This is a genomic window from Spirochaeta thermophila DSM 6578 (assembly GCF_000184345.1).
Classification (GTDB): domain Bacteria; phylum Spirochaetota; class Spirochaetia; order Winmispirales; family Winmispiraceae; genus Winmispira; species Winmispira thermophila.
This window is the reverse complement of the sequence record NC_017583.1, coordinates 1,533,235-1,551,775: the sequence shown is the minus strand read 5'-3', so window position 1 is coordinate 1,551,775 and position 18,541 is coordinate 1,533,235. Positions and strand designations below refer to the sequence as shown.

Sequence of the window (18,541 nt, the reverse complement as noted above, 5' to 3'; positions counted from 1 at the left end):
CCGCCTCCTAGGAGCCGAATCTCGATTTCATACGGGCGAAGATGTCCTCCACATCCTCTTCCGTGAGGTCGGAGGGGGGCGCCTTGGTCTCGATGAGATGATCGGGAAGTTCCTCGAGGAATGGGGACGGAGTCTGCTCTTGGTCCTCCCGCATCACGCGTCGTTGTCTGCAGGAGGTGAGGTACAGGGCCTCCCTCGCCCGTGTGATGGCCACGTAGAAAAGCCTGCGCTCCTCCTCCATGTTGGCCTCCGATTCCTCGAGGGCTCGGGCGTGAGGGATGATCCCGTCTTCCACCCCTGCGAGGAAGACGTGGGCGAACTCGAGCCCCTTGGCGGCATGGATGGTCATGAGGTTCACCTTCCCCTTCGTGTCCTCCTCGTCGAGTTCGTCCTTCGTGATGAGGCTGATGCGGGTGAGGTAGGCTCCGAGGTTGGGATTGAGGTTGTCGGGATCGTTCTCCCAGCGTTCGATGAGGTCGGCAAAGAGCATGAGGTTCTGGTACCGGTACCGCGCCACCTTCTCGTTGTCGCGGTGTTCCTGCATGAGGTACTCGAAGTAGTCGATCCTGTCCACGAGGTCTCGCACGGTCTCTGCGATGGAGGTGCGACGACTGATTCGTTCCCCGAATTCCTCGATGAGTGAGACGAATTCGTCAAAGGTACGGGCCACCTGAGGGGGAAGGCCTTGCGCGTAGAGGAGCGAGGTGAGGGCGGAGTAGATCGAGAGCTCGTGCTCCGTGGCATACTCGCCGAGCATATGGAGGGTCTGACGGCCTATCCCTCTCCGTGGGGTGTTGATGATGCGCAGGAGGCTCACGTCGTCGTCCGGGTTGAGGATGACCCGCAGGTAGGCGATGATGTCTTTTATCTCTTTACGTTCGAAGAAGCTCGTACCACCCGAAAGCTTGTAGGGGATGTTGTGTCTGAGGAAGGCGTCCTCTATGGGGGTCATGAGGCTGTTGGTGCGTACGAGGACTCCTATCTCGTGATAGGGGATACGCTCCTTGAGGACCACGGTGCGGATGGTCTCCGCGATGTACTCCGATTCTTCCCTCTCGTCCGAGGGAAAGGTGAGGTAGATGGCGGTCTTGCCCGGCCTCCCGCTCCAGAGGCGCTTCTCCTTCCTGTTGGTGTTGTGGGAGATGAGCTGATTGGCGGCCTCGAGTATGGTCTGTACGGAACGATAGTTCTGCTCGAGTTTCACCTCTTTGCGCTCGGGGAAATCCCGCTCGAAGAGGGCGAAGTTCTCGTAGTTGGCGCCCCGCCATGAGTAGATGGACTGGTCGTCGTCGCCCACCACGCAGAGGTTGCGGTGCTCCTCGGCGAGGAGCTTGATGAAGTGGTACTGGAGGATGGAGGTGTCCTGAAATTCGTCGATGAGGATGTAACGGAAGCGCTCCCTGTAGGAGGCGATGACCTCGGGATGGGTCTCGAAGAGCCGTATGGGAAGCACGATGAGGTCGTCGAAGTCGACTGCATGATAGGCCCTCAGGTGTGCGTGGTATTCCTCGTACACAGCTCTATAGACCTCGTTCTCGGCATTCCACACGGCCCTTCCTGTCTTTATTGCACTGATGGTGTTCCGGATGGTGGAGATGTTGGCGAGGTCGGGATTGAGTCCCACCTCCTGGATGCATTGCTTGAGGAGGGCCTTCTGGTCCTGGGTGTCGTAGATGCTGAAGGTGGGACGGTATCCCAGCAGGTGGATGTGTTCACGCAGGATCTGTGCGCCGAAGCTGTGGAAGGTGCCCACCGTGAGGTTGGTGAGCTTCTTGCCCGTGAGGGTGCGGACGCGTTCCCACATCTCCCGGGCGGCCTTGTTGGTGAAGGTCAGGGCGAGGATGGCCTTCTGGGGGATGTGGGAGTCGAGCATGTAGGCGATGCGGTAGGTGATGACACGTGTCTTGCCCGATCCTGCACCAGCGATGATGAGGAGGGGCCCGTCGATCGTGGTGACCGCCTCGTACTGGGCAGAGTTGAGCTCCGCGCGGTAGTCGATCCCCATGGTGTACCTCACTTCACGATGAACTTGAGTGTCTCTATCCCTGTGAGTGTCACGAGAAGGACGATGATCCCTGCGATGACTACGCCCAGGGTCACCGCAGGTGCGGTCTTCCTGAGGGGGAGGCCGAGGATCCACGCGCCCAGGGTACCGGTGTAGGCGCCGGTGACGGGGAGGGGGACGGCCACGAAGACCATGAGTCCCCACATGCCGTAGCGCTCCACCTGATCGTGTACCTTTCTCCGGGCCCGTTCGAGGAGGCGTTCGGCGATGCGGTGGTAGACGGGGATGCCGAGGAGGGCCCTGTGGATGGTGTTGAGGAAGAGGTAGAGGAGAGGGGCGACCAGGCTGTTGAGGGTCACACAGTAGAGGTAGGCAAAGACCGGGTGGAGCCCTTGAGCGAGTGCGAAGGGGAGGCCTCCCCGGAGCTCGGAGACAGGGGCGAGGGTGAGGAGGGCTGTGAGGAGAAGCGTCCGGGTCATACGTCCTTCCTCTTGGAGAATGGGTGAGTACTCAAAAGTATCGGATGAACACGTAGAGAGTAGAGAAGAGGAGCGATACCGCCGTTACCAAGGCACCGTACTTGGTGAACTCGAGGAACGAGATGCGGTAGCCCGACCTTCCCGCGATGCCGGCCGACACCACGTTCGCCGAGGCCCCCACGAGGGTGCCGTTCCCGCCGAGGCACGCTCCCAGGGCCAGGGACCACCAGAGCGGTTGAATGGCGGGATGGCCGAGGGTGTCTCCCATGTGCTCTATGAGAGGTATCATGGTTGCGACGTAGGGAATGTTGTCCACGATGGCGGAGAAGATACCTGAGAACCATAGGATGAGGAGGGAGGTGGACTGGATATTGCCCCTGGTGAGCGAGAGCACGGCCTGGGAGAGGCGCTCGATGGCCCCCACCTCGACGAGGCCGCCTACCATGATGAACAGCCCGATGAAGAAGAAGATAGTGCCCCACTCGACCTCGTGGAAGAACTTCTCCACCTCGTGCTCGCCGGAGAGGAGCATGAGGAGCGAGGCGCCGGTCATGGCGATGGTGGCGGGTTCCAGCCCCAGGGCGCCGTGAATGAAGAACCCCACCATCACGAGACCGAGAACAAGGAGGGAGCGCTTGAGGAGCCGTGGGTTGGTGATGGCCTTGCGCTCGTCGATCTCCATGAGGCGGGCCCTGCGCTCGTTGCTCACCCTGAGATCCCTGCCGAAGAGCCACCAGGCGAGCAGGCCGTAGATCCCGAGAAAGAGGAGGATAAAGGGGGTGAGGTTCACGAGAAAGTCCATGAATGAGAGTCCTGCGGCGCTCCCTATCATGATGTTTGGCGGGTCGCCTATGAGGGTGGCGGTGCCGCCGATGTTCGATGCGATGGCGTCGCTTATCACGAAGGGAATCGGCGAGATGCCCAGCTCCACCGCGATGAGTATGGTGATCGGTGTGAGAATCAGCACGGTAGTCACATTGTCGAGGAGGGCCGAGAAGCCCGCTGTGATGAGGGCGAAGAGGATGAGGATGAGTACCGGATTACCCCTTGTGAGCTTCGCGGTCTTGAGGGCCACGTACTGAAAGAGCCCCGATTCCTTGGTGATCCCCACGATGATCATCATGCTCACGAGGAGGAGGATCACGTTCCAGTCGATGTGTTCGAGGAACGCCGCCTCCTGAGTGAGGATCTTGAGTAAAAGGAAAATCGATCCCCCCAGGAGGGCGAGGATGGTCTTGTTGATCTTCTCGAGTGAGATGAGTACATAGATGAGCACGAAGAGGATGAGTGCGCCGTAGATCTGCCATCCCATACTTATACCCTCAGCACCTTTTCGAGAATGTCCATGAAGCTCACCACACCGACGAGGGCCTCTCCCTCTACCACTGCGACGTGACGTCGCAGTGTACGGGTCATCTCGAAGGTGAGCTCTATCACCGTGGTCTGCGGTGTGCACACGGGGTGAGGCTGCTTCATCACCTCCTTCACCTGGATGCGCTCCTCGTTCTTGAGGAGTTCCTCGAAGGGTTCGAACGAGGAGAGGAAACTCAGATTCCCGAGCATGGAGGTGTATTGGGGAAGTCCTATGTGGAGGACGTCGAGCATCCGGATCTCACCCACGAAACGTCCGGACGCCTCGATCACCGGAAGGTAGCTCGTGTGATACTTCACGAAGAGGTCCACCACGTCCTTTATCGTATCGTCGGGAGAGATGGAGACGATGGAGGTGTTCATGATGTCCCTGACGAGAAGGCCCTTCTTTATCTCCACGTCGTGGGCTGCGATGATGCGGATGAACTGTTCGGGATGTTTTGCAGAAAGGAGCGCTTCCCTGGTATCAGGATCTTTGAAGAGGGTGGCGAGGCCTTTGAGGGTGTTGAGATAGGTGGAGGGCTGGGCCTTCGACGAGATGATGAGAATGAGGATGTCCACCTCTTTCCCGCCATAGGTGAAGGGCCTCTCCGGCACCGCCACGGCGATCACGTGGTCGTCGAAGTCGTCGAGCCTGAGGTGGGGAACACAGAGTCCGTGATCGAGGACCGTGGGTGCCTGCGCTTCCCTCTCCTGGACACGGGAGAAGAGGGTCTTCTCGTCCTGGTCCACGAGGCCACGAATGAGCCCAAGGAGGAGTCTCACCCCCTCTTCGAACGACGAGATACGGGCCTTGAGTTTGATGTACTCCGGGTGGAGGTAGCTCGAGAGTTTCATGCGATCACTATAGGGGAGAGGCCGGGCTTTGCCAAGGGGAGACAGGTCGTGCCCTCTCCTGGATACAAAAAAACCGGCCTTCCGGCCGGCCTGCCGCCGCGCAGAATCGAACTGCGGACACGGGGATTTTCAGTCCCCTGCTCTACCAACTGAGCTACAGCGGCATCGTTACGTGAGGATATATACCAGAAGATCGATCACATGTCAAGTGTAAGAGGGGTGATCATGTTCCTGCCGGTGTTATTCATGTTGACAGCGCAGGGGGGTTTTATTACTATCTTACCACCATGACAGGAAAAGAGCTGCGCGAGAAGTATATCCGGTTCTTCAGGGAACACGGTCATGCGGAGATCTCCGGGTTCTCCCTCATCCCGGAGAACGATCCGACGGTGTTGTTCACCACGGCGGGGATGCATCCACTCGTGCCCTACATCCTCGGAGCGGAGCATCCGGCGGGCAAGCGGCTGGTCGACTACCAGCGGTGCATCCGTACCGGGGATATCGATGCGGTGGGCGATGCGAGCCATCTCACGTTTTTCGAGATGTTGGGAAACTGGTCGTTGGGGGACTACTTCAAAGAAGAGGCCATCAGGATGAGCTACGAGTTTCTCACGTCCCCTCGATGGCTCGGGATCGATCCCGGGAGGCTCTCTGTGACCGTCTTCGCAGGGGATGAGATGGTCCCCCGTGATGAGGAATCGGCGGAGATCTGGCGGAGCCTTGGGATTCCCGAGGAACGCATCCACTTCATGTCGAGGGAACACAACTGGTGGGGGCCGGCGGGCAAGACAGGGCCGTGCGGGCCTGACACCGAGATGTTCATCGATACCGGCAAGCCTCCATGCGGGCCGGACTGCAAGCCGGGCTGCTCGTGCGGAAAGTACTTCGAGATATGGAACGATGTCTTCATGGAGTACAACAAGAAGGCGGATGGCACGTATGAGCCCCTCTCGCGTAAGTGCGTAGATACGGGAATGGGGCTCGAGCGTACCACGGCGATCCTCCAGGGAAAGCAGTCGGTCTACGATACCGAGTTCTTCGTGCCCATCATACGGGCGATCGAGGAGTCCACGGGGGCGGTGTATGGGAGGGATCCCGAGAAGGATGTCTCGATAAGGATCATCTCCGATCACATAAAGGCTGCCACCTTCATCCTGGGAGACGAACGGGGGGTAACTCCCTCCAACGTGGGGCAGGGGTATGTGCTCCGGCGTCTCATCCGGAGGGCGATCCGGCATGCGAGGAAGCTCGGAGTCGAGGGCAATTTCGTCCACCTGCCCGCCCAGGTCGTGTTGGACATGTACAAGGAGTACTATCCTCTCCTCGCGGAAAAGCGCGATTTCGTTCTCGAAGAACTCCGGGTGGAGGAGGACAAGTTTCTCAAGACGCTCCAGAAGGGCGAGCACGAGTTCGAGAAGATGCTTCCCAACCTGCTCAAGAACCCCAAAAAGGTGATTCCAGGGCGGATCGCCTTCAGGCTCTACGACACCTACGGGTTTCCCATCGAGGTGACCGAGGAGCTCGCACGGGAGCATGGGCTCACCGTGGATAGAGCGGGGTTCGACGAGGAATTCGAGCGCCACAGGGAACGCTCCAAGCAAGGCGCCGACCGGGTGTTCAAGGGAGGGCTCGCCGATCACACCGAAGAGACGACCAAGCTCCACACCGCCACCCACCTGCTCCATCAGGCGTTGCGGATCGTACTCGGCCCCCACGTCCAGCAGAAGGGGAGCAACATCACGCCCGAGCGGTTGAGGTTCGATTTCTCGCATCCCGACAAGCTCACGCCCGAGCAGATACGGAAGGTGGAGGAGATCGTCAACCAGAAGATCAAAGAGGATCTCCCCGTCACCATGGAGGTGATGACCCTGGAGGAGGCCAAGGAGAAGGGGGCGATCGCCTTCTTTACCGACCGGTACGACGAGAAGGTGAAGGTGTACTCGGTGGGAGATTTCTCGAAGGAGGTGTGCGGGGGGCCGCATGTGGAGCGTACCGGGGTGCTCGGGAGGTTCAAGATCGTGAAGGAGCAGTCTTCCTCGGCGGGTGTGCGGAGGATCAGGGCCGTGCTCCTGCCTCCCGATGGGTCTTCCGAGGAGTGACGACGCCGAGCTGTCCACATGCGCCATGGATGTGTTGGCCCTTGCGGTACCTGACGGTGACCGTGAGGGCCTTTTTCGTGAGGGAGGAGACGAAGGAGGAGAGGGCTGCGGGAGAGGGAGGACGGTAGGGGAGGCCGGGCACGGGGTTCCAGGGGATCACGTTCACGAGCACCCTGAGGCCTTCGGCGAATCCTGCGATGGCCCTGCTCTCCTCGGGGGTACAGGTGAGTCCCTCTATGGCCACCACCTCGAGGGTGATGCGTTTGCCGGTCGCCGCCTGGTATTTGAGGAGCGCCTCCTTCACATGGTCGAGAGGGTGGCGTGCTTCGACGGGCATGAGCTGTTTCCTCACCTCGGGCCGGGCGCTCGTGAGTGAAAAGGCGAGGCGGACGTGCGGCCCTTCTTCCGCCAGGCTGAGGATACCCGGGACGATACCGCAGGTGGAGACCGTGATCCTCCTGAGGCTGAGGCGGGAACCCCGCTCATGGGAGAGTATCGAGATGGCCTTCCTGAGGTTCGCGAGGTTGAGGAGCGGTTCCCCCATGCCCATGAAGACGATGTGCGAGAGGGGACCGGCCGTGTCCTGGAGGATGAGCCATTGATCCACGATCTCTCCGGGGGTGAGGTTCCTGGAGAATCCGAGTTGACCGGTTTTGCAGAAGGCGCACCCCATGGCGCACCCCGCCTGGGTGGAGAGGCAGGCGGTCTTCCGTCCCTTCCCGTCGGTGAGTACCACGGCTTCGACGATCTGTCCATCCTGCAGGCGTACCTGGGCCTTGATGGTCTCGTCTCCGGGATCCTGCACGAGTGCGTGGATCGTGGCGCCTCGTACGTGGTACGAAGAGGAGAGTTCCTCCCTCAGGCGGGAAGGGAGGGTTGTCATGCCGGAGAAGGAAAGGATCCGTTTCGCATGGATCCATTCGAAGATCTGGATGGCTCGATAACGAGGTTCCATTGGAAGGAGTTCGGAGATCTCTTCCGGAAGCAGGCCTGAAAGGGAGAGCCGTTCCCTGGTCCTCATGGCGCCGTTCAGGTCTCGAGTCTGTCGAGGAGATGCTGGATGTGGGTGTTTTTGAACCCCCTCCTGAAGAACTCCTTGAGCACGGATCTCGCCTCCTCCTTCTGATTGAGATGGAGGTAGCAGTCGGCGAGTTCTATGTAGATCTTGGGGTTCTCGGGATCGAGGCGGAGTATGGTGTTGAGGGATTCCGCTGCTTCGCGGTATTCCTTCCTCGCCTTGTGCACCATGGCGAGGCCGAGGATGGCGTAGCTGTCGAATTCTATGTTGAGGGCCTGGTGGTAGTACTCCTCGGCCCGCGCGAGATCCCCGAGGTGACGGTAGGCGTCACCGGTGCGGGTGAGGATGACCTTGTTGTGGGGGTCCTTCTCGAGGATACGCTCCCAATACTGGAGGGACCTGCGGTGATCGCCCACCCCTCGGTAGCAGTCGGCCAGGCCGAAGAGGGCGTAGAAGTTGTGGGGATCCTTCTCGAGGGCCTTGAGGAAGTAGGGGATGCCTCTCTCGTACTGTTTGAGCTTTCTGTGACAGTTCCCTATTGCCGTGAGCACTCTGATGTCGACACGGTCCCTGTCCCTCTCGAGTATGGCCTCCCAGTAGCTGATCGCGGTTCGGTAGTCCTTGAAGTCGTAGTGCAGGTGGCCGAGTCCGATGAGGGCGTAGGGGTTGCCCTCGTCGAGTTCGAGCACCTTGAGATAGAGTTCCTTGGATCGTTTGAAGTTTCCTGTCTTGCGATAGGCGTCGGCCACCCGGGTGAGGACCGTGACGTTGGTCTCGTCGTACTTGAGGTATTTCTCCCATATCTCGATGGCCTCGCGATAGCGTTCCTGGGCCTTGTAGCAGTCGGCCAGGCCGAAGAGGGCGTAGTTGTTGCCGGGGTAGTAACGCAGGCACTCCCTGTAGTAGGAGACGGCGCGGTCGTGCTCGCCCTTCTTCCTGTAGGCGTCTCCCAGGCCCACGAGGGCGTAGTTGTTGTGTCTGTCGAGCTCAAGGATCTTCTCGAAGCGGATGATGGCCTCTTCGGGTCTGTCCTGCTTGAGGAGGGCGTAGCCTTCTTGCGAGAGCTGGAGGATCTTTTCGTCCACCTCCTGGATGAGGTCCTTTCCCATGGGGAAGTCCTCCTCATAGGATGGTCGGTGTTCCCTGATCTCCTCATTCATGACGCACGTTCCCCTCTTCGTGTAGCCAGTGTCGTATGATTCCCGCGATCTTCTGCGTGATCGATTCGATCTTCCTCTTGTTACCGCTGAGATAGTAGAGTTTTATGGCGTCGATCGGTTTGTCGTGCTTCATGTACCAGTCGCCCACCCTCACGAGACCGTCCTTGTAGTCGCAGGTGAGGAAGATCTTCCTCGCCATATCGACCTCTCCCCGGTTGAGGAGTTCGTTGCCCTTTCTGATGAGCTGTACCCTGTCGGACTGGCTGAGAGAGGGAGCTGAAGGCCGCTCGGTAAGCCTGAAGAATCCTCCAGGAGGTATGTGCGCAAGAAGCTCATCGTCTTTTTTTCTTGGGTCTCTGTCCTTTTCCACCGACTTTACCATATGCGCGGATGTTTTTCAACCAATTTCTACAAAACCTCTAAAATCTCCAAAGTCTCACTTAATTCAAGATCGGCACGGCGTGTTGATTGTTAAGTAAAACATAGTAAAGGGAGCAGGAAAATGCAAGCTTTTCCCCTAGATGGTCCCCTTGGTGGACATGCGGGACCGTGAGGTGCCGCGCGGGGTGTACGCCTCTTCGAGGGCCTTGCCCCAGGCCTTGAAGAGGGCCTCGGCGATGTGGTGTCCGTTCTCTCCGTAGAAGGCCTCGAGGTGGAGGTTGATGCGGGCGTTGTTCACGAACCCGAGGAAGAATTCCTTGAGGAGGAAGAGGGGGAAGTTGCCGGCCTGGGCTTGGGGGAATGTCACCCTGTACACGAGATAGGGACGCTCGCATACGTCCACCACCGCCTGGCAAAGGGCGTCGTCCATGGGGATGATGGCGTAGCCGTAGCGCCGGACGGCTTCCACGCGCTGGAGGTGTTCCCTGAAGGCGGTGCCCAGCACGATGCCCGTGTCCTCCACGAGGTGGTGCGGATCGACTTCGATGTCGCCTTGCGCCTCGAGTTCGAGTCCGAAGCCGCCGTGGAACGAGGCGGCGTGGAGGAGGTGGGTGAAGAAGGGGAGGGGGGTGTTGAGGGAGATCCGGTCGGGATTCCCGGGGTGGAGGCTGAGGGTGATCCGGGTCTCCTTGGTGATCCGTTCGATGTGGATGGGGTTCTCCACGGCGTCTCCTTTCAGGGGGAGGGTTCTGTAGTTTCAATATCGAGCATTTCGAGGAATTCCTCAATCTCCTTGTAGTGGAGCTTGTAGTAGGCGGGGTTCGCCACGAGGTAGACTCGGATGCGGGCGAGTTCCTGGACCACGTAGAGGTTGTTGGCTTTGAGGGTGGAGCCTGTCTCCACGAGGTCGACGATGTAGGGGGCGAGGCCGAGGACCGGGGCGAGTTCCACCGACCCGGCCAGTTTGATGACCTGCACGGCCACGCCGAGCTTGTGGTAGTAGGTCCGGGTGAAGTGGGGGAACTTGGTGGCGATGGTGAGGGGTCCGGATCCTGCGGGTGGCGGGGTGTCCTTTCGGGCCGCGAGGCACATCCTGGTGGAGCCGAAGGGGAGGGGAGCGAGCTTGAGCAGGTCGGTCTGGCTCTCCGTGAGTACGTCTTCGCCGCAGATGCCGAGGCCGGCGATCCCGTGGCTCACGTAGACGGGTAGGTCGCTGTTCTTCACCAGAAAGAAGGTGAATCTGCCGGAGGTGTCCTCTATGACGAGCTTACGGTCGTCCTCGTCGGGAAAGATGATGCCGTAGCGTCCGAAGTGGTCCTGCACCTTCTTGAGAAGCCTTCCCTTGGGGAGGGCCATGGTGAGGCGGTCGCTCATGTGCGCTCCTTTCGTATGCGGGCGAGGATGGAGGGGGGGATGAATCGATGCGGGTCCCTTATAAGGGGTTCGAGCTTGCGGAGCATGAGGGAGTATCCCACGGAGGGGCACTCGAGGCCGAAGTAGGAGAGGAGGGAGTCGTAACGCCCTCCGGAGACCACGGCCGCATCGGCGCCTTCAACGTACACACGAAAGGCGATGCCGGTGTAGTAGTCCTGCCCCCCTGTCTCCGAGAGGTCGATGCGCAGGAGGGATCCGGGTACGCCCTGCGAGGTGAGGGCTTCGACGAGCGATGCGAGGGCTGCCACTTCCTCTCCGAGGGCGGTGGGGAGGTCACGGACGAGGGAGGTGAGTGCGGGGATCTCGCCGGGTTCTCCTATGAACCAGAAGAGTCGACGGTGGTTCTCTATGTCTCTCTCGTCCCAGCCTGCTTGGGTGAGGATCCGCCTGAAGAGGCTGCGATCGCGGGTGGCGATGGCATGGGCGATGCGGGAGGAGAGTCCGTCCGGGAGGGAGGAGAAGGCGAGGGAGAAGAGGCGTTTCGATCCTATGTGGAGGGCGTGAGGAGGGAGATCGAAGAGGGAGAGGGTGTGTGCGAGGAGGGTGAGGATCTCGAGGTCGCCTTCGGGGCCCGGGAGGCCGAGGAGCTCGACCCCCGCCTGGAAGTACTCGTCGTGGGATATGTCCTCCTGGCCTTCGTGACGGAGGATGGTGTCGGCGTAAAAGACACGAAGGGGGAGGTCTTCGGGGGCCACGGTGGTGCCGAGCTGTTTCGCGAGGAAGAGGGTGATGTCAGATCTGAGCATGAGGATGTCGCCTTCCCGGTCGACGAGGCGGTAGGTCTTGGCCTGGACGGCGGGGTCGAGGAGGGGACGGTAGATGTCGAAGAAGTCGAAGACCGGGGTCTGTACCGGGAGATAGCCTTGCGAGAGGTAGAGGTCTTCCAGTGTCCGGACCACGAACCGATGGAGGAGGGCTTCCTCCTGGAGGAGCTGCTCGGTGCCCCGTGGAATCTGGAGGCGCGCCCGGGCGGTTTCCGTGGTCTGGGCGAGTGGGAGGTCAGGTCGTGCGTGGTTGTTCTTTCTCTGCATCGCGGTCTCCAGTGGTCTGTGGGGCCACTATAGCACAATTCGATAGAAAGATACATATGACTGACCGAAGTGTTTCTCCTTGAAGCGTTCGAGCCTCCCCGGTGTCCCGGGGAGGGGGTCCTTTGAGGGGTGGTGGATGAGGATCACGGTGGTCTCGTGCAGGAGGGCCGAGGAGGAGACGAGTTCGAGGAGGCGGCCCTTGTGGGGGTAGGCGAAGGGGGGATCGAGGTAGATCACGTCGAAGGGGGAGACGGCGTGCCGGATGTAGTGCTCGGCGGGTTCGATGAGGATGCGGCCGTCTATCCCGAGTTCGCGCAGGTTGCGTTCGAGGACGGGTCGTTTCCTCCGATCCTTCTCCACGCACACGACAGGGGAGGCGCCCCGGGAGGCCGCCTCGATGGCCATGATGCCCGATCCCGCGAAGAGGTCGAGGAAGGATCGGCCCTCCATGTTCCCCAGGGAGGAGAAGAGGGCCTCGCGCATGCGCGCCATGGCGGGCCGGATGATGCCCGGCGGGCAGAGGACGGTGCGGCCTTTGTGGATGCCTCCGGTGATGCGCATGGGTTTCATGGGGCCTCCTAGAGGGCGGGTTCCTTGTCGGTTCGTTCAATGAGGGTGCGGATGAGGGTGTGTTCGGGCCTGAGGAGGCCGGGGTCCCTCGCGAGGAGGGCTTCCACGTCCTTCCGCACCTCGTGCATGAGGGGGGCGTCCCGGGTGAGGTGGGCGATCCGGAGCCTGAGGTGGCCGGCCTGGATCGTGCCGTCGAGGAGGTCGCCGGGGCCGCGTATCTCCAGGTCTTTCTCGGCGATGAGGAAGCCGTCGGTGGTTTCTTTCATGGTGCGGAGTCGGGCCTTTGCCTCTTCGGTGAGGTCGGGGCTGTACACGAGGAAGGCGTAGGATTGGCGGTCGCTTCGACCTACTCTCCCACGAAGCTGGTGGAGGGTGGCGAGGCCGAAGCGTTCGGCGTGTTCGATGACGATGCAGGTGGCGGTGGGGACGTTCACCCCCACTTCGATGACGCTGGTGGCCACGAGGATCCGGATCTTTCCCTGCATGAACTCCCGCATGATGCGTTCCTTCTCTTCGTCGGGGATGCGGGAGTGGATGAGGGCGACCTTCCACCGGGGGTATCGGCGGCGCAGGAACTCGACCATGGATTCGGCGTTGCGCAGCTCGAGCTTCTCGGATTCACCGATGAGGGGGTAGACGAAGTAGGCCTGATGTCCCTTCTCGAGCTCCTTCTCGACCCAGGTGTAGACCTTTTCCTCTTTGCCGAGCACGGCGAGGTGGGTGCGGACGGGTTTTCGGCCGGGGGGCATGGTCTTGATGGTGCTCATGTCCATGTCGCCGTAGAGGGTGAGGGCCATGGTGCGGGGGATGGGGGTGGCGGTCATGAGGAGGAGGTCGGGGTGGGAGGCCTTCTCCAGGAGGCGGGCGCGTTGTGAGACGCCGAACTTGTGCTGTTCGTCTATGATGGCCAGGCGGAGGTTACGGTAGGCGACGTCGTCGCTGAAGAGGGTGTGGGTGCCGATGACCAGGTCGACTTCGCCGCGGAGGATGGCGGAGAGGAGGGTGCGGCGGGCGGCGGGTTGGAGGGTGCCGGCGAGCAGGGCGGTGCGGACGCCGAAGGGGGAAAGGAGGGTGTGGGCGGTCTCGGCGTGTTGAAGGGCGAGGAGCTCGGTGGGGACCATGAAGGCGACCTGGTGCCCGGCTTCGATGTAGGGGAGGGCGGCGAGGAGGGCGACGAGGGTCTTGCCGCTGCCGACGTCGCCCTGAAGGAGACGGGCCATGGGGCGGGGGCTCGTGGTGTCGGCGTAGATCTCCTCGAGGACCTTCTCCTGGTCGGGGGTGAGGGGGAAGGGGAGGGAGCGTCGGAGGCGTTCCTGGAGGGTGCGGGGGAAGTGGACGGGGGCCTGAAGCTGGGTCTTTCGTTTCATGGCCGCGCGTACCACGATGACCTGGAGGAAGAAGAGTTCCTGGTAGATGAGGCGGGTGCGGGCGCGGGTGAGGGCGTCCCGGTCGGGGGGGAAGTGGATGGCGGCGAGGGCCTCGGGGAGGGGGGGGAGGGAGCGGGCTGCGAGGAGCGAGGGGGGGAGGGGGTCGTCGAGGAGGGGGAGGTACTGGCGGAGGGCGGCCTCCACGGCGGAGCGGAGGATGGTTTGGGGGAGGTCCTCGGTGGTGGGGTAGATGGGGAGGATCTTCCCGAACTCCTTCGGGCTCTCGGTGTAGGGTTCGATGATGAATCGTGTGGACTGGAGCTTCCCGTAGCGCATCTCGAACTGGCCGCTCACGAAGACCTTCATCCCCGGGGAGAACTTCCGGGAGAGGAAGTTGCGGCCGAAACAGACGAGGGCGGCGAGCTCGGTCCCGTCGTTGATGAAGATGCGGAGTACGGGATTGGAGGGTTTCCCTATGTAGTCCATGAGGGTGATGGTGGCAACGGTGGTGGCCTTGCCGGTGGCGTGGGCCTCGGCGAGGGAGGTGAAGGTGCTGCGGTCCTCGTAGTCGCGCGGGTAGTGCTGGAGGAGGTCGCCCACGGAGCGTATGCCGAGCTTGTGGAAGTGCCGTGCGGTCTTGCCTCCTATGCCGGCGAGGGTGGTGATGGGGGCGCTGATGTCCTCCAGGAGCATGGCGGCTCTAAAAGGGAAGGAGGATGAGGGCTCGGGTCACGAGGGAGACGAGGGCGTTCCCTGCGAGGTTGAGGAGGAGGAAGAGCACCCCGGTGATGAGGAGTCCCGTGCGGTATGAGAGGGGTCGGGAGGTACGCCAGAAGAAGTGGGAGACCGAGTAGGTGAGGGGGGAGAGGATGTTGTCGAGCGTGAACCAGAAGGGCCCCACGGAATTGGCGCGGAAGGCGATACCGAGGAGTCGGACGGCAATGAGTATCACGAAGAACATGAGGATGAAAGAGACCGCGAACCAGAGTCCCCCTACGATGATCGAAAGGATCTGTCCTACGTAGATCCGTCCCGTACGGGCGAGACTCAGGAAGATGTTCCCCAGCACCGAGAGGGCGAGGAGGGCGATGATGGGGGAAAAGTCGAAACGTTCGGTCCGGAGGAAGCCGATCCTCCTGAAGAGGGCGAGGTAGGGGTCGGTGATCCGGTAGAGCAGGAACAGCGCCTCCCCTCCCGAGGGGTAGAACCAGGAGAGGAGTATCCGAATGACGAGTATCAGACTGTACAGTGTGACGAGGGCGGAGAGGGTATAGAGTATCGTCGCGATCATGACGTCCTCCTTTCGATCTTCATGGGATCACTGGACCCATATCTCTCGCACGTACTCCTCTCTCCGGAGCTGATCGATCAGATCCCTCGAAGGGGATGTGGTGATGTGGACGGAGGCCTTCACCACCTGTTCTTTTCCCGAGGAGAGGGGTACGTGGAGGAACACCTGACAGCGGCCGCGGTGCTTGAGGATGAGTTCCCGGATCTTGAAGAGGTGGTCTTCCGGTACCTGGGGACTTGCGAGCCTGATGTGGACTTCCTGTGCGCCCACGGGGGGCAGGTCCTTCGGGTCGAGCATCTCTTCCACGATGAACTTGTAGTCATCACGGTTCCTCTCCACGCGTCCCCTGCATGCGACCACGGTGTCCGGGAGGAGGGGGGAGGAGAGTGCTTCGTATACGTTGGGGAAGAAGACCGCCTCGATGCTCCCTCTGTAGTCCTCGATGGTACCGAAGGCCATGCGGTTCCCCTTCTGGGTCGTGATTTCGCGTACGGTCTTGAGGACTCCCATGAGCTGGTAGGTCCTCGAGGGATCGGTCCTCTCCGGATGGGAGAGATCGAGGTTCACCCCCTTCTCCCATATCTCGCGCAGGTGGTCGAGGGGATGCGATGAGAAGTAGAAACCGAGAAGTTCCCGCTCGTAGCGGAGCTTCTCCATGGTGTCCCAGTCTTCCACAGGGGTGAACTGGAACTCCTCCCGGATCTGGGTTTCGGTCTCCTCGAAGAGGAAGCCCTGCGAGGCCTCCTGCTGCTCCTTTATGCGGTTCACGTGGGCGAGAAGGGCCTCCAGGTTGTGCATGAGTTCCGCCCGGTTGGGATGGAGGCTGTCGAAGACCCCTGCCTGGATGCATGTCTCGATCACCTTCCGGTTGACGGTGCGCAGATCCACGCGGAAAAGGAAGTCGATGAACGAGGTGAAGGGTCCTTCCTTCCGCTTGCCGAGGATCTCCTCCACTGCAGCGGTCCCCACGTTCTTTATGCCCACGAGGCCGTAGACGATCTTCCCGTCCCGGACCGTGAAGTAGCGTTCGGAGGCGTTGATGTCGGGAGGGAGGACCTCTATGCCCATCGCCCTGGTCTCGCCGATGTATTGGGCGAGCTTGTCCGGGTTGCCGATCTCGTTCGTGAGGTTCGCGGCCATGAACTCCGCGGGATAGTGGGCCTTGAGGTAGGCGGTCTTGTAGGCGAGTACGGAGTACGCGGCGGCGTGGGACTTGTTGAACCCATAGCCTGCGAAGGGGATGAGGAGCTCGAAGAGTTCCTCGGCGAACTGGCGGGAGTAGCCCTGGGCCACCGCCCCTTTGATGAACTTCTCCTTCTCCTTCGCCATGACCTCGGGCTTCTTCTTCCCCATGGCCCGGCGGAGGATGTCGGCTCCGCCCAGGGTGTAGCCCGCGATCTTCTGGGCGATCTGCATCACCTGTTCCTGGTAGACGATGACCCCGTAGGTCTCCTTGAGGATGGGTTCGAGGTCGGGGTGGGGGTAGGTGATCTTCCGTCTGCCCTGTTTCGCCTCGATGAACTGGTCGATGAACTGCATGGGCCCGGGCCGGTAGAGGGCGTTGAGAGCGATGAGTTCTTCGATGCTCTCCGGTTTCGCCCTTCGGAGGATGTTCTGCATACCCTCACTCTCGAACTGGAAGACGCAGGTGCTCTTCCCCTCGGCCAGGAGCTGGAAGGTCTGTGCGTCGTCTTCTGGTATGCGTTCCGTATCGAAGTCGGGAGTGTGCGTGCGGACGAGCTCCTCGGTGTGGGTGATGAGGGTGAGGGTCTTGAGTCCGAGGAAGTCCATCTTCACGAGCCCGCAGTCCTCGAGGTGTTCCATGGAGTACTGGGTGGAGATGTCGCCGGTCTTGGGATCCCGGTAGAGGGGCACGTAGTTGGTGAGGGCTTCCCGGCCGATCACGATACCCGCCGCATGGGTGGATGCGTGACGGCTGAGGCCCTGGAGCACCGAGCCTATCTGGAAGAGGCGCGTGTAGGTCTCGTCCTCCTCGGCGAGGCGGGCGAGTCTCGGTTCCCTCTGGATGGCCTCCTCGACCGATGATGCATCGCCCATGAGCTTGGTGAGTTCGTTCGCCTCGGCGAAGGGGATCCCGAGTACCCGGGCCACGTCCTTGATCACGGCCTTGGGTTTGAGGGTCCCGAAGGTGATGATCTGGGCGACCCGATCCTTTCCATACTTCCGGGTCACGTAGTCGATCACCTCTTCGCGGCGCGCGTAGCAGAAGTCTATGTCGAAGTCCGGCATGGAGATCCGTTCGGGATTGAGGAATCGCTCGAAGAGGAGACCGTACTTGAGCGGGTCGATGTTGGTGATGCCGAGGGCATAGGCCACGATGGATCCGGCCCCGGATCCGCGACCCGGACCCACGGGGATGCCCTGTTCCTTTGCGAAATGTACGAAGTCCCACACGATGAGGAAGTATCCGGTGAAGCCCATCTGGATGATGATGGACAGCTCGAGGTCGGCCCGCTCGCGGATCTCTCGCGTGATCTGGTGATACCTCTTCTTGAGGCCCTCGTAGGTGAGGTGTCTCAGGTAGGCCTCGGGCGAGTCGAATCCCTCGGGGATGTGGTATTCGGGGAGGAGAGGGCCGGGGAATGGTATCTCGAAGGCGCAGCGTTCCGCGATCCGTACGGTGTTCTCCAGGGCCTCGGGGATTCCCTCGAAGAGGCGGGCCATCTCCTCGGGCGACTTGAGATAGAACTCCTGGGTCTCGAACCGCATCCTGTCCTGGTCCGAGAGCTTCTTGTTCGTGCCGATGCAGAGAAGCACCTCGTGGGCCTCGGCGTGTTCCTTGAGGAGGTAGTGTACGTCGTTGGTGGCCACCAGGGGGATGTCGAGCTCCTTCGAGAGTTCCACCAGGGCCTTGTTGACGCGTTTCTGCTCGGAGAGGCCGTGATCCTGGAGTTCCAGGTAGAAGCGGTCGGGGCCGAAGATGTCCCGGTAGAACCGGGCGCGCTCGCGGGCTTTGTCGATCCGGCGGCCGAGGATGAGGGAGGGAATCTCGCCCCCGAGGCAGGAGCTCAGGGCGATGAGCCCTTCGTGATGTGCGGCGAGGAGCCCGTCGTCGATACGGGGTTTGTAGTAGAACCCCGTGAGGTAGCTCTCGGTCACGAGTTTGAGGAGATTGAGATAACCGGTGTAGTTCTCGGCGAGGAGGATGAGGTGGTAGTTGGCCGCGTGGTCTTGATCCTTGAGGGTGCGGGATTCCGGGGCCACGTAGCATTCGCATCCGAGGATCGGGGTCACTCCTGCCGCCCTGGCCTTCTTGTAGAACTCTATCATGCCGAAGAGGTTGCCGTGATCGGTGAGGGCCACGGCGTCCATGCCGAGTTCCTTCACCCTCTTGACCAGGTCCCCTGTCTTGATGGAACCGTCGAGCAGGCTGTAGTCGCTGTGTACGTGGAGGTGCACGAACGGATGGGTGCTCATGACCCTACACTATATCCCGAAACCGGGGGGCGTGCAACATGGGATGCTGCAAGGAGGAGG

General features: G+C 61.1%; 15 protein-coding genes and 1 tRNA gene. 1 reads left to right on the top strand and 15 read right to left on the bottom strand.

The genetic code is table 11. From position 1 onward, the window contains the following. Positions 1–7: 7 nt before the first annotated feature. The 5 genes from SPITH_RS06990 to SPITH_RS06970 all read right to left on the bottom strand — a co-directional run bounded on the left by SPITH_RS06990 (position 8) and on the right by SPITH_RS06970 (position 4,856). Positions 8–2,005: an ATP-dependent helicase gene (locus SPITH_RS06990; RefSeq protein ID WP_014624979.1), complete on the bottom strand. Its 1,998-nt coding sequence runs from the start codon at positions 2,003–2,005 to the stop codon at positions 8–10. An 8-nt stretch (positions 2,006–2,013) separates the two neighbouring features. Then, positions 2,014–2,484, bottom strand: coding sequence for a COG2426 family protein (locus SPITH_RS06985; protein ID WP_014624978.1), 471 nt, complete (start codon positions 2,482–2,484; stop codon positions 2,014–2,016). Positions 2,485–2,515: 31 nt separating this feature from the next. Next, entirely contained in the window at positions 2,516–3,796 is a 1,281-nt protein-coding gene (locus tag SPITH_RS06980) for an ArsB/NhaD family transporter (protein WP_014624977.1), read from the bottom strand. A 2-nt stretch (positions 3,797–3,798) separates the two neighbouring features. Continuing rightward, a complete protein-coding gene (locus tag SPITH_RS06975) occupies positions 3,799–4,692 on the bottom strand; it encodes a CBS domain-containing protein (protein ID WP_014624976.1) in 894 nt (297 codons plus the stop codon). 91 nt (positions 4,693–4,783) lie between these two features. Then, positions 4,784–4,856, bottom strand: a tRNA-Phe gene (locus SPITH_RS06970). A 123-nt stretch (positions 4,857–4,979) separates the two neighbouring features. Here SPITH_RS06970 and SPITH_RS06965 point away from each other — a divergent pair. Further along, positions 4,980–6,791 carry an alanine--tRNA ligase gene (locus SPITH_RS06965; RefSeq protein ID WP_014624975.1) on the top strand — a complete coding sequence of 604 codons (1,812 nt, stop codon included), beginning with the start codon at positions 4,980–4,982 and terminating at the stop codon, positions 6,789–6,791. On the opposite strand, the gene rlmN is transcribed toward SPITH_RS06965, so the two are convergent. The 10 genes from rlmN to dnaE form a co-directional block, all read right to left on the bottom strand. Then, on the bottom strand, positions 6,748–7,812 hold the full coding sequence (gene rlmN / locus SPITH_RS06960) for a 23S rRNA (adenine(2503)-C(2))-methyltransferase RlmN (RefSeq protein ID WP_014624974.1): 1,065 nt from the start codon (positions 7,810–7,812) through the stop codon (positions 6,748–6,750). The genes SPITH_RS06965 and rlmN overlap by 44 nt on opposite strands. Positions 7,813–7,820: 8 nt before the next feature. After that, positions 7,821–8,969 carry a tetratricopeptide repeat protein gene (locus SPITH_RS06955; RefSeq protein WP_013313591.1) on the bottom strand — a complete coding sequence of 383 codons (1,149 nt, stop codon included), beginning with the start codon at positions 8,967–8,969 and terminating at the stop codon, positions 7,821–7,823. After that, positions 8,962–9,339 carry a hypothetical protein gene (locus SPITH_RS06950; protein ID WP_245523350.1) on the bottom strand — a complete coding sequence of 126 codons (378 nt, stop codon included), beginning with the start codon at positions 9,337–9,339 and terminating at the stop codon, positions 8,962–8,964. The genes SPITH_RS06955 and SPITH_RS06950 overlap by 8 nt, the downstream gene beginning before the upstream one ends. 147 nt (positions 9,340–9,486) lie before the next feature. Then, a complete protein-coding gene (gene hisB / locus SPITH_RS06945; RefSeq protein WP_014624971.1) occupies positions 9,487–10,074 on the bottom strand; it encodes an imidazoleglycerol-phosphate dehydratase HisB in 588 nt (195 codons plus the stop codon). 11 nt (positions 10,075–10,085) lie between these two features. Next, positions 10,086–10,724 (bottom strand): ATP phosphoribosyltransferase, encoded by a 639-nt coding sequence (hisG, locus tag SPITH_RS06940; protein WP_014624970.1) that lies wholly within the window; start codon positions 10,722–10,724, stop codon positions 10,086–10,088. Beyond that, positions 10,721–11,815, bottom strand: coding sequence for an ATP phosphoribosyltransferase regulatory subunit (locus SPITH_RS06935; RefSeq protein ID WP_014624969.1), 1,095 nt, complete (start codon positions 11,813–11,815; stop codon positions 10,721–10,723). The genes hisG and SPITH_RS06935 overlap by 4 nt, the downstream gene beginning before the upstream one ends. A gap of 27 nt (positions 11,816–11,842) precedes the next feature. Continuing rightward, positions 11,843–12,385, bottom strand: coding sequence for a 16S rRNA (guanine(966)-N(2))-methyltransferase RsmD (rsmD, locus tag SPITH_RS06930; RefSeq protein WP_014624968.1), 543 nt, complete (start codon positions 12,383–12,385; stop codon positions 11,843–11,845). Positions 12,386–12,393: 8 nt separating this feature from the next. Next, entirely contained in the window at positions 12,394–14,445 is a 2,052-nt protein-coding gene (recG, locus tag SPITH_RS06925; protein WP_014624967.1) for an ATP-dependent DNA helicase RecG, read from the bottom strand. Positions 14,446–14,452: 7 nt separating this feature from the next. After that, positions 14,453–15,043 carry a YggT family protein gene (locus SPITH_RS06920; RefSeq protein WP_014624966.1) on the bottom strand — a complete coding sequence of 197 codons (591 nt, stop codon included), beginning with the start codon at positions 15,041–15,043 and terminating at the stop codon, positions 14,453–14,455. Between the two features lie 27 nt (positions 15,044–15,070). Then, a complete protein-coding gene (gene dnaE / locus SPITH_RS06915) occupies positions 15,071–18,481 on the bottom strand; it encodes a DNA polymerase III subunit alpha (RefSeq protein WP_014624965.1) in 3,411 nt (1,136 codons plus the stop codon). Positions 18,482–18,541: the final 60 nt, after the last annotated feature.

What these genes read in the sequence shown, in the direction of transcription:
- SPITH_RS06980 (WP_014624977.1), bottom strand. Translation starts at nt 3,796, where the DNA reads ATGGGATGGCAGATCTACGGCGCACTCATCCTCTTCGTGCTCATCTAT.
- SPITH_RS06975 (WP_014624976.1), bottom strand. Translation starts at nt 4,692, where the DNA reads ATGAAACTCTCGAGCTACCTCCACCCGGAGTACATCAAACTCAAGGCC.
- SPITH_RS06965 (WP_014624975.1), top strand. Translation starts at nt 4,980, where the DNA reads ATGACAGGAAAAGAGCTGCGCGAGAAGTATATCCGGTTCTTCAGGGAA.
- SPITH_RS06935 (WP_014624969.1), bottom strand. Translation starts at nt 11,815, where the DNA reads ATGCAGAGAAAGAACAACCACGCACGACCTGACCTCCCACTCGCCCAG.
- dnaE (WP_014624965.1), bottom strand. Translation starts at nt 18,481, where the DNA reads ATGAGCACCCATCCGTTCGTGCACCTCCACGTACACAGCGACTACAGC.
- SPITH_RS06955 (WP_013313591.1), bottom strand. Translation starts at nt 8,969, where the DNA reads ATGAATGAGGAGATCAGGGAACACCGACCATCCTATGAGGAGGACTTC.
- rsmD (WP_014624968.1), bottom strand. Translation starts at nt 12,385, where the DNA reads ATGAAACCCATGCGCATCACCGGAGGCATCCACAAAGGCCGCACCGTC.
- recG (WP_014624967.1), bottom strand. Translation starts at nt 14,445, where the DNA reads ATGCTCCTGGAGGACATCAGCGCCCCCATCACCACCCTCGCCGGCATA.
- SPITH_RS06990 (WP_014624979.1), bottom strand. Translation starts at nt 2,005, where the DNA reads ATGGGGATCGACTACCGCGCGGAGCTCAACTCTGCCCAGTACGAGGCG.
- hisG (WP_014624970.1), bottom strand. Translation starts at nt 10,724, where the DNA reads ATGAGCGACCGCCTCACCATGGCCCTCCCCAAGGGAAGGCTTCTCAAG.
- SPITH_RS06920 (WP_014624966.1), bottom strand. Translation starts at nt 15,043, where the DNA reads ATGATCGCGACGATACTCTATACCCTCTCCGCCCTCGTCACACTGTAC.
- SPITH_RS06985 (WP_014624978.1), bottom strand. Translation starts at nt 2,484, where the DNA reads ATGACCCGGACGCTTCTCCTCACAGCCCTCCTCACCCTCGCCCCTGTC.
- rlmN (WP_014624974.1), bottom strand. Translation starts at nt 7,812, where the DNA reads ATGAGGACCAGGGAACGGCTCTCCCTTTCAGGCCTGCTTCCGGAAGAG.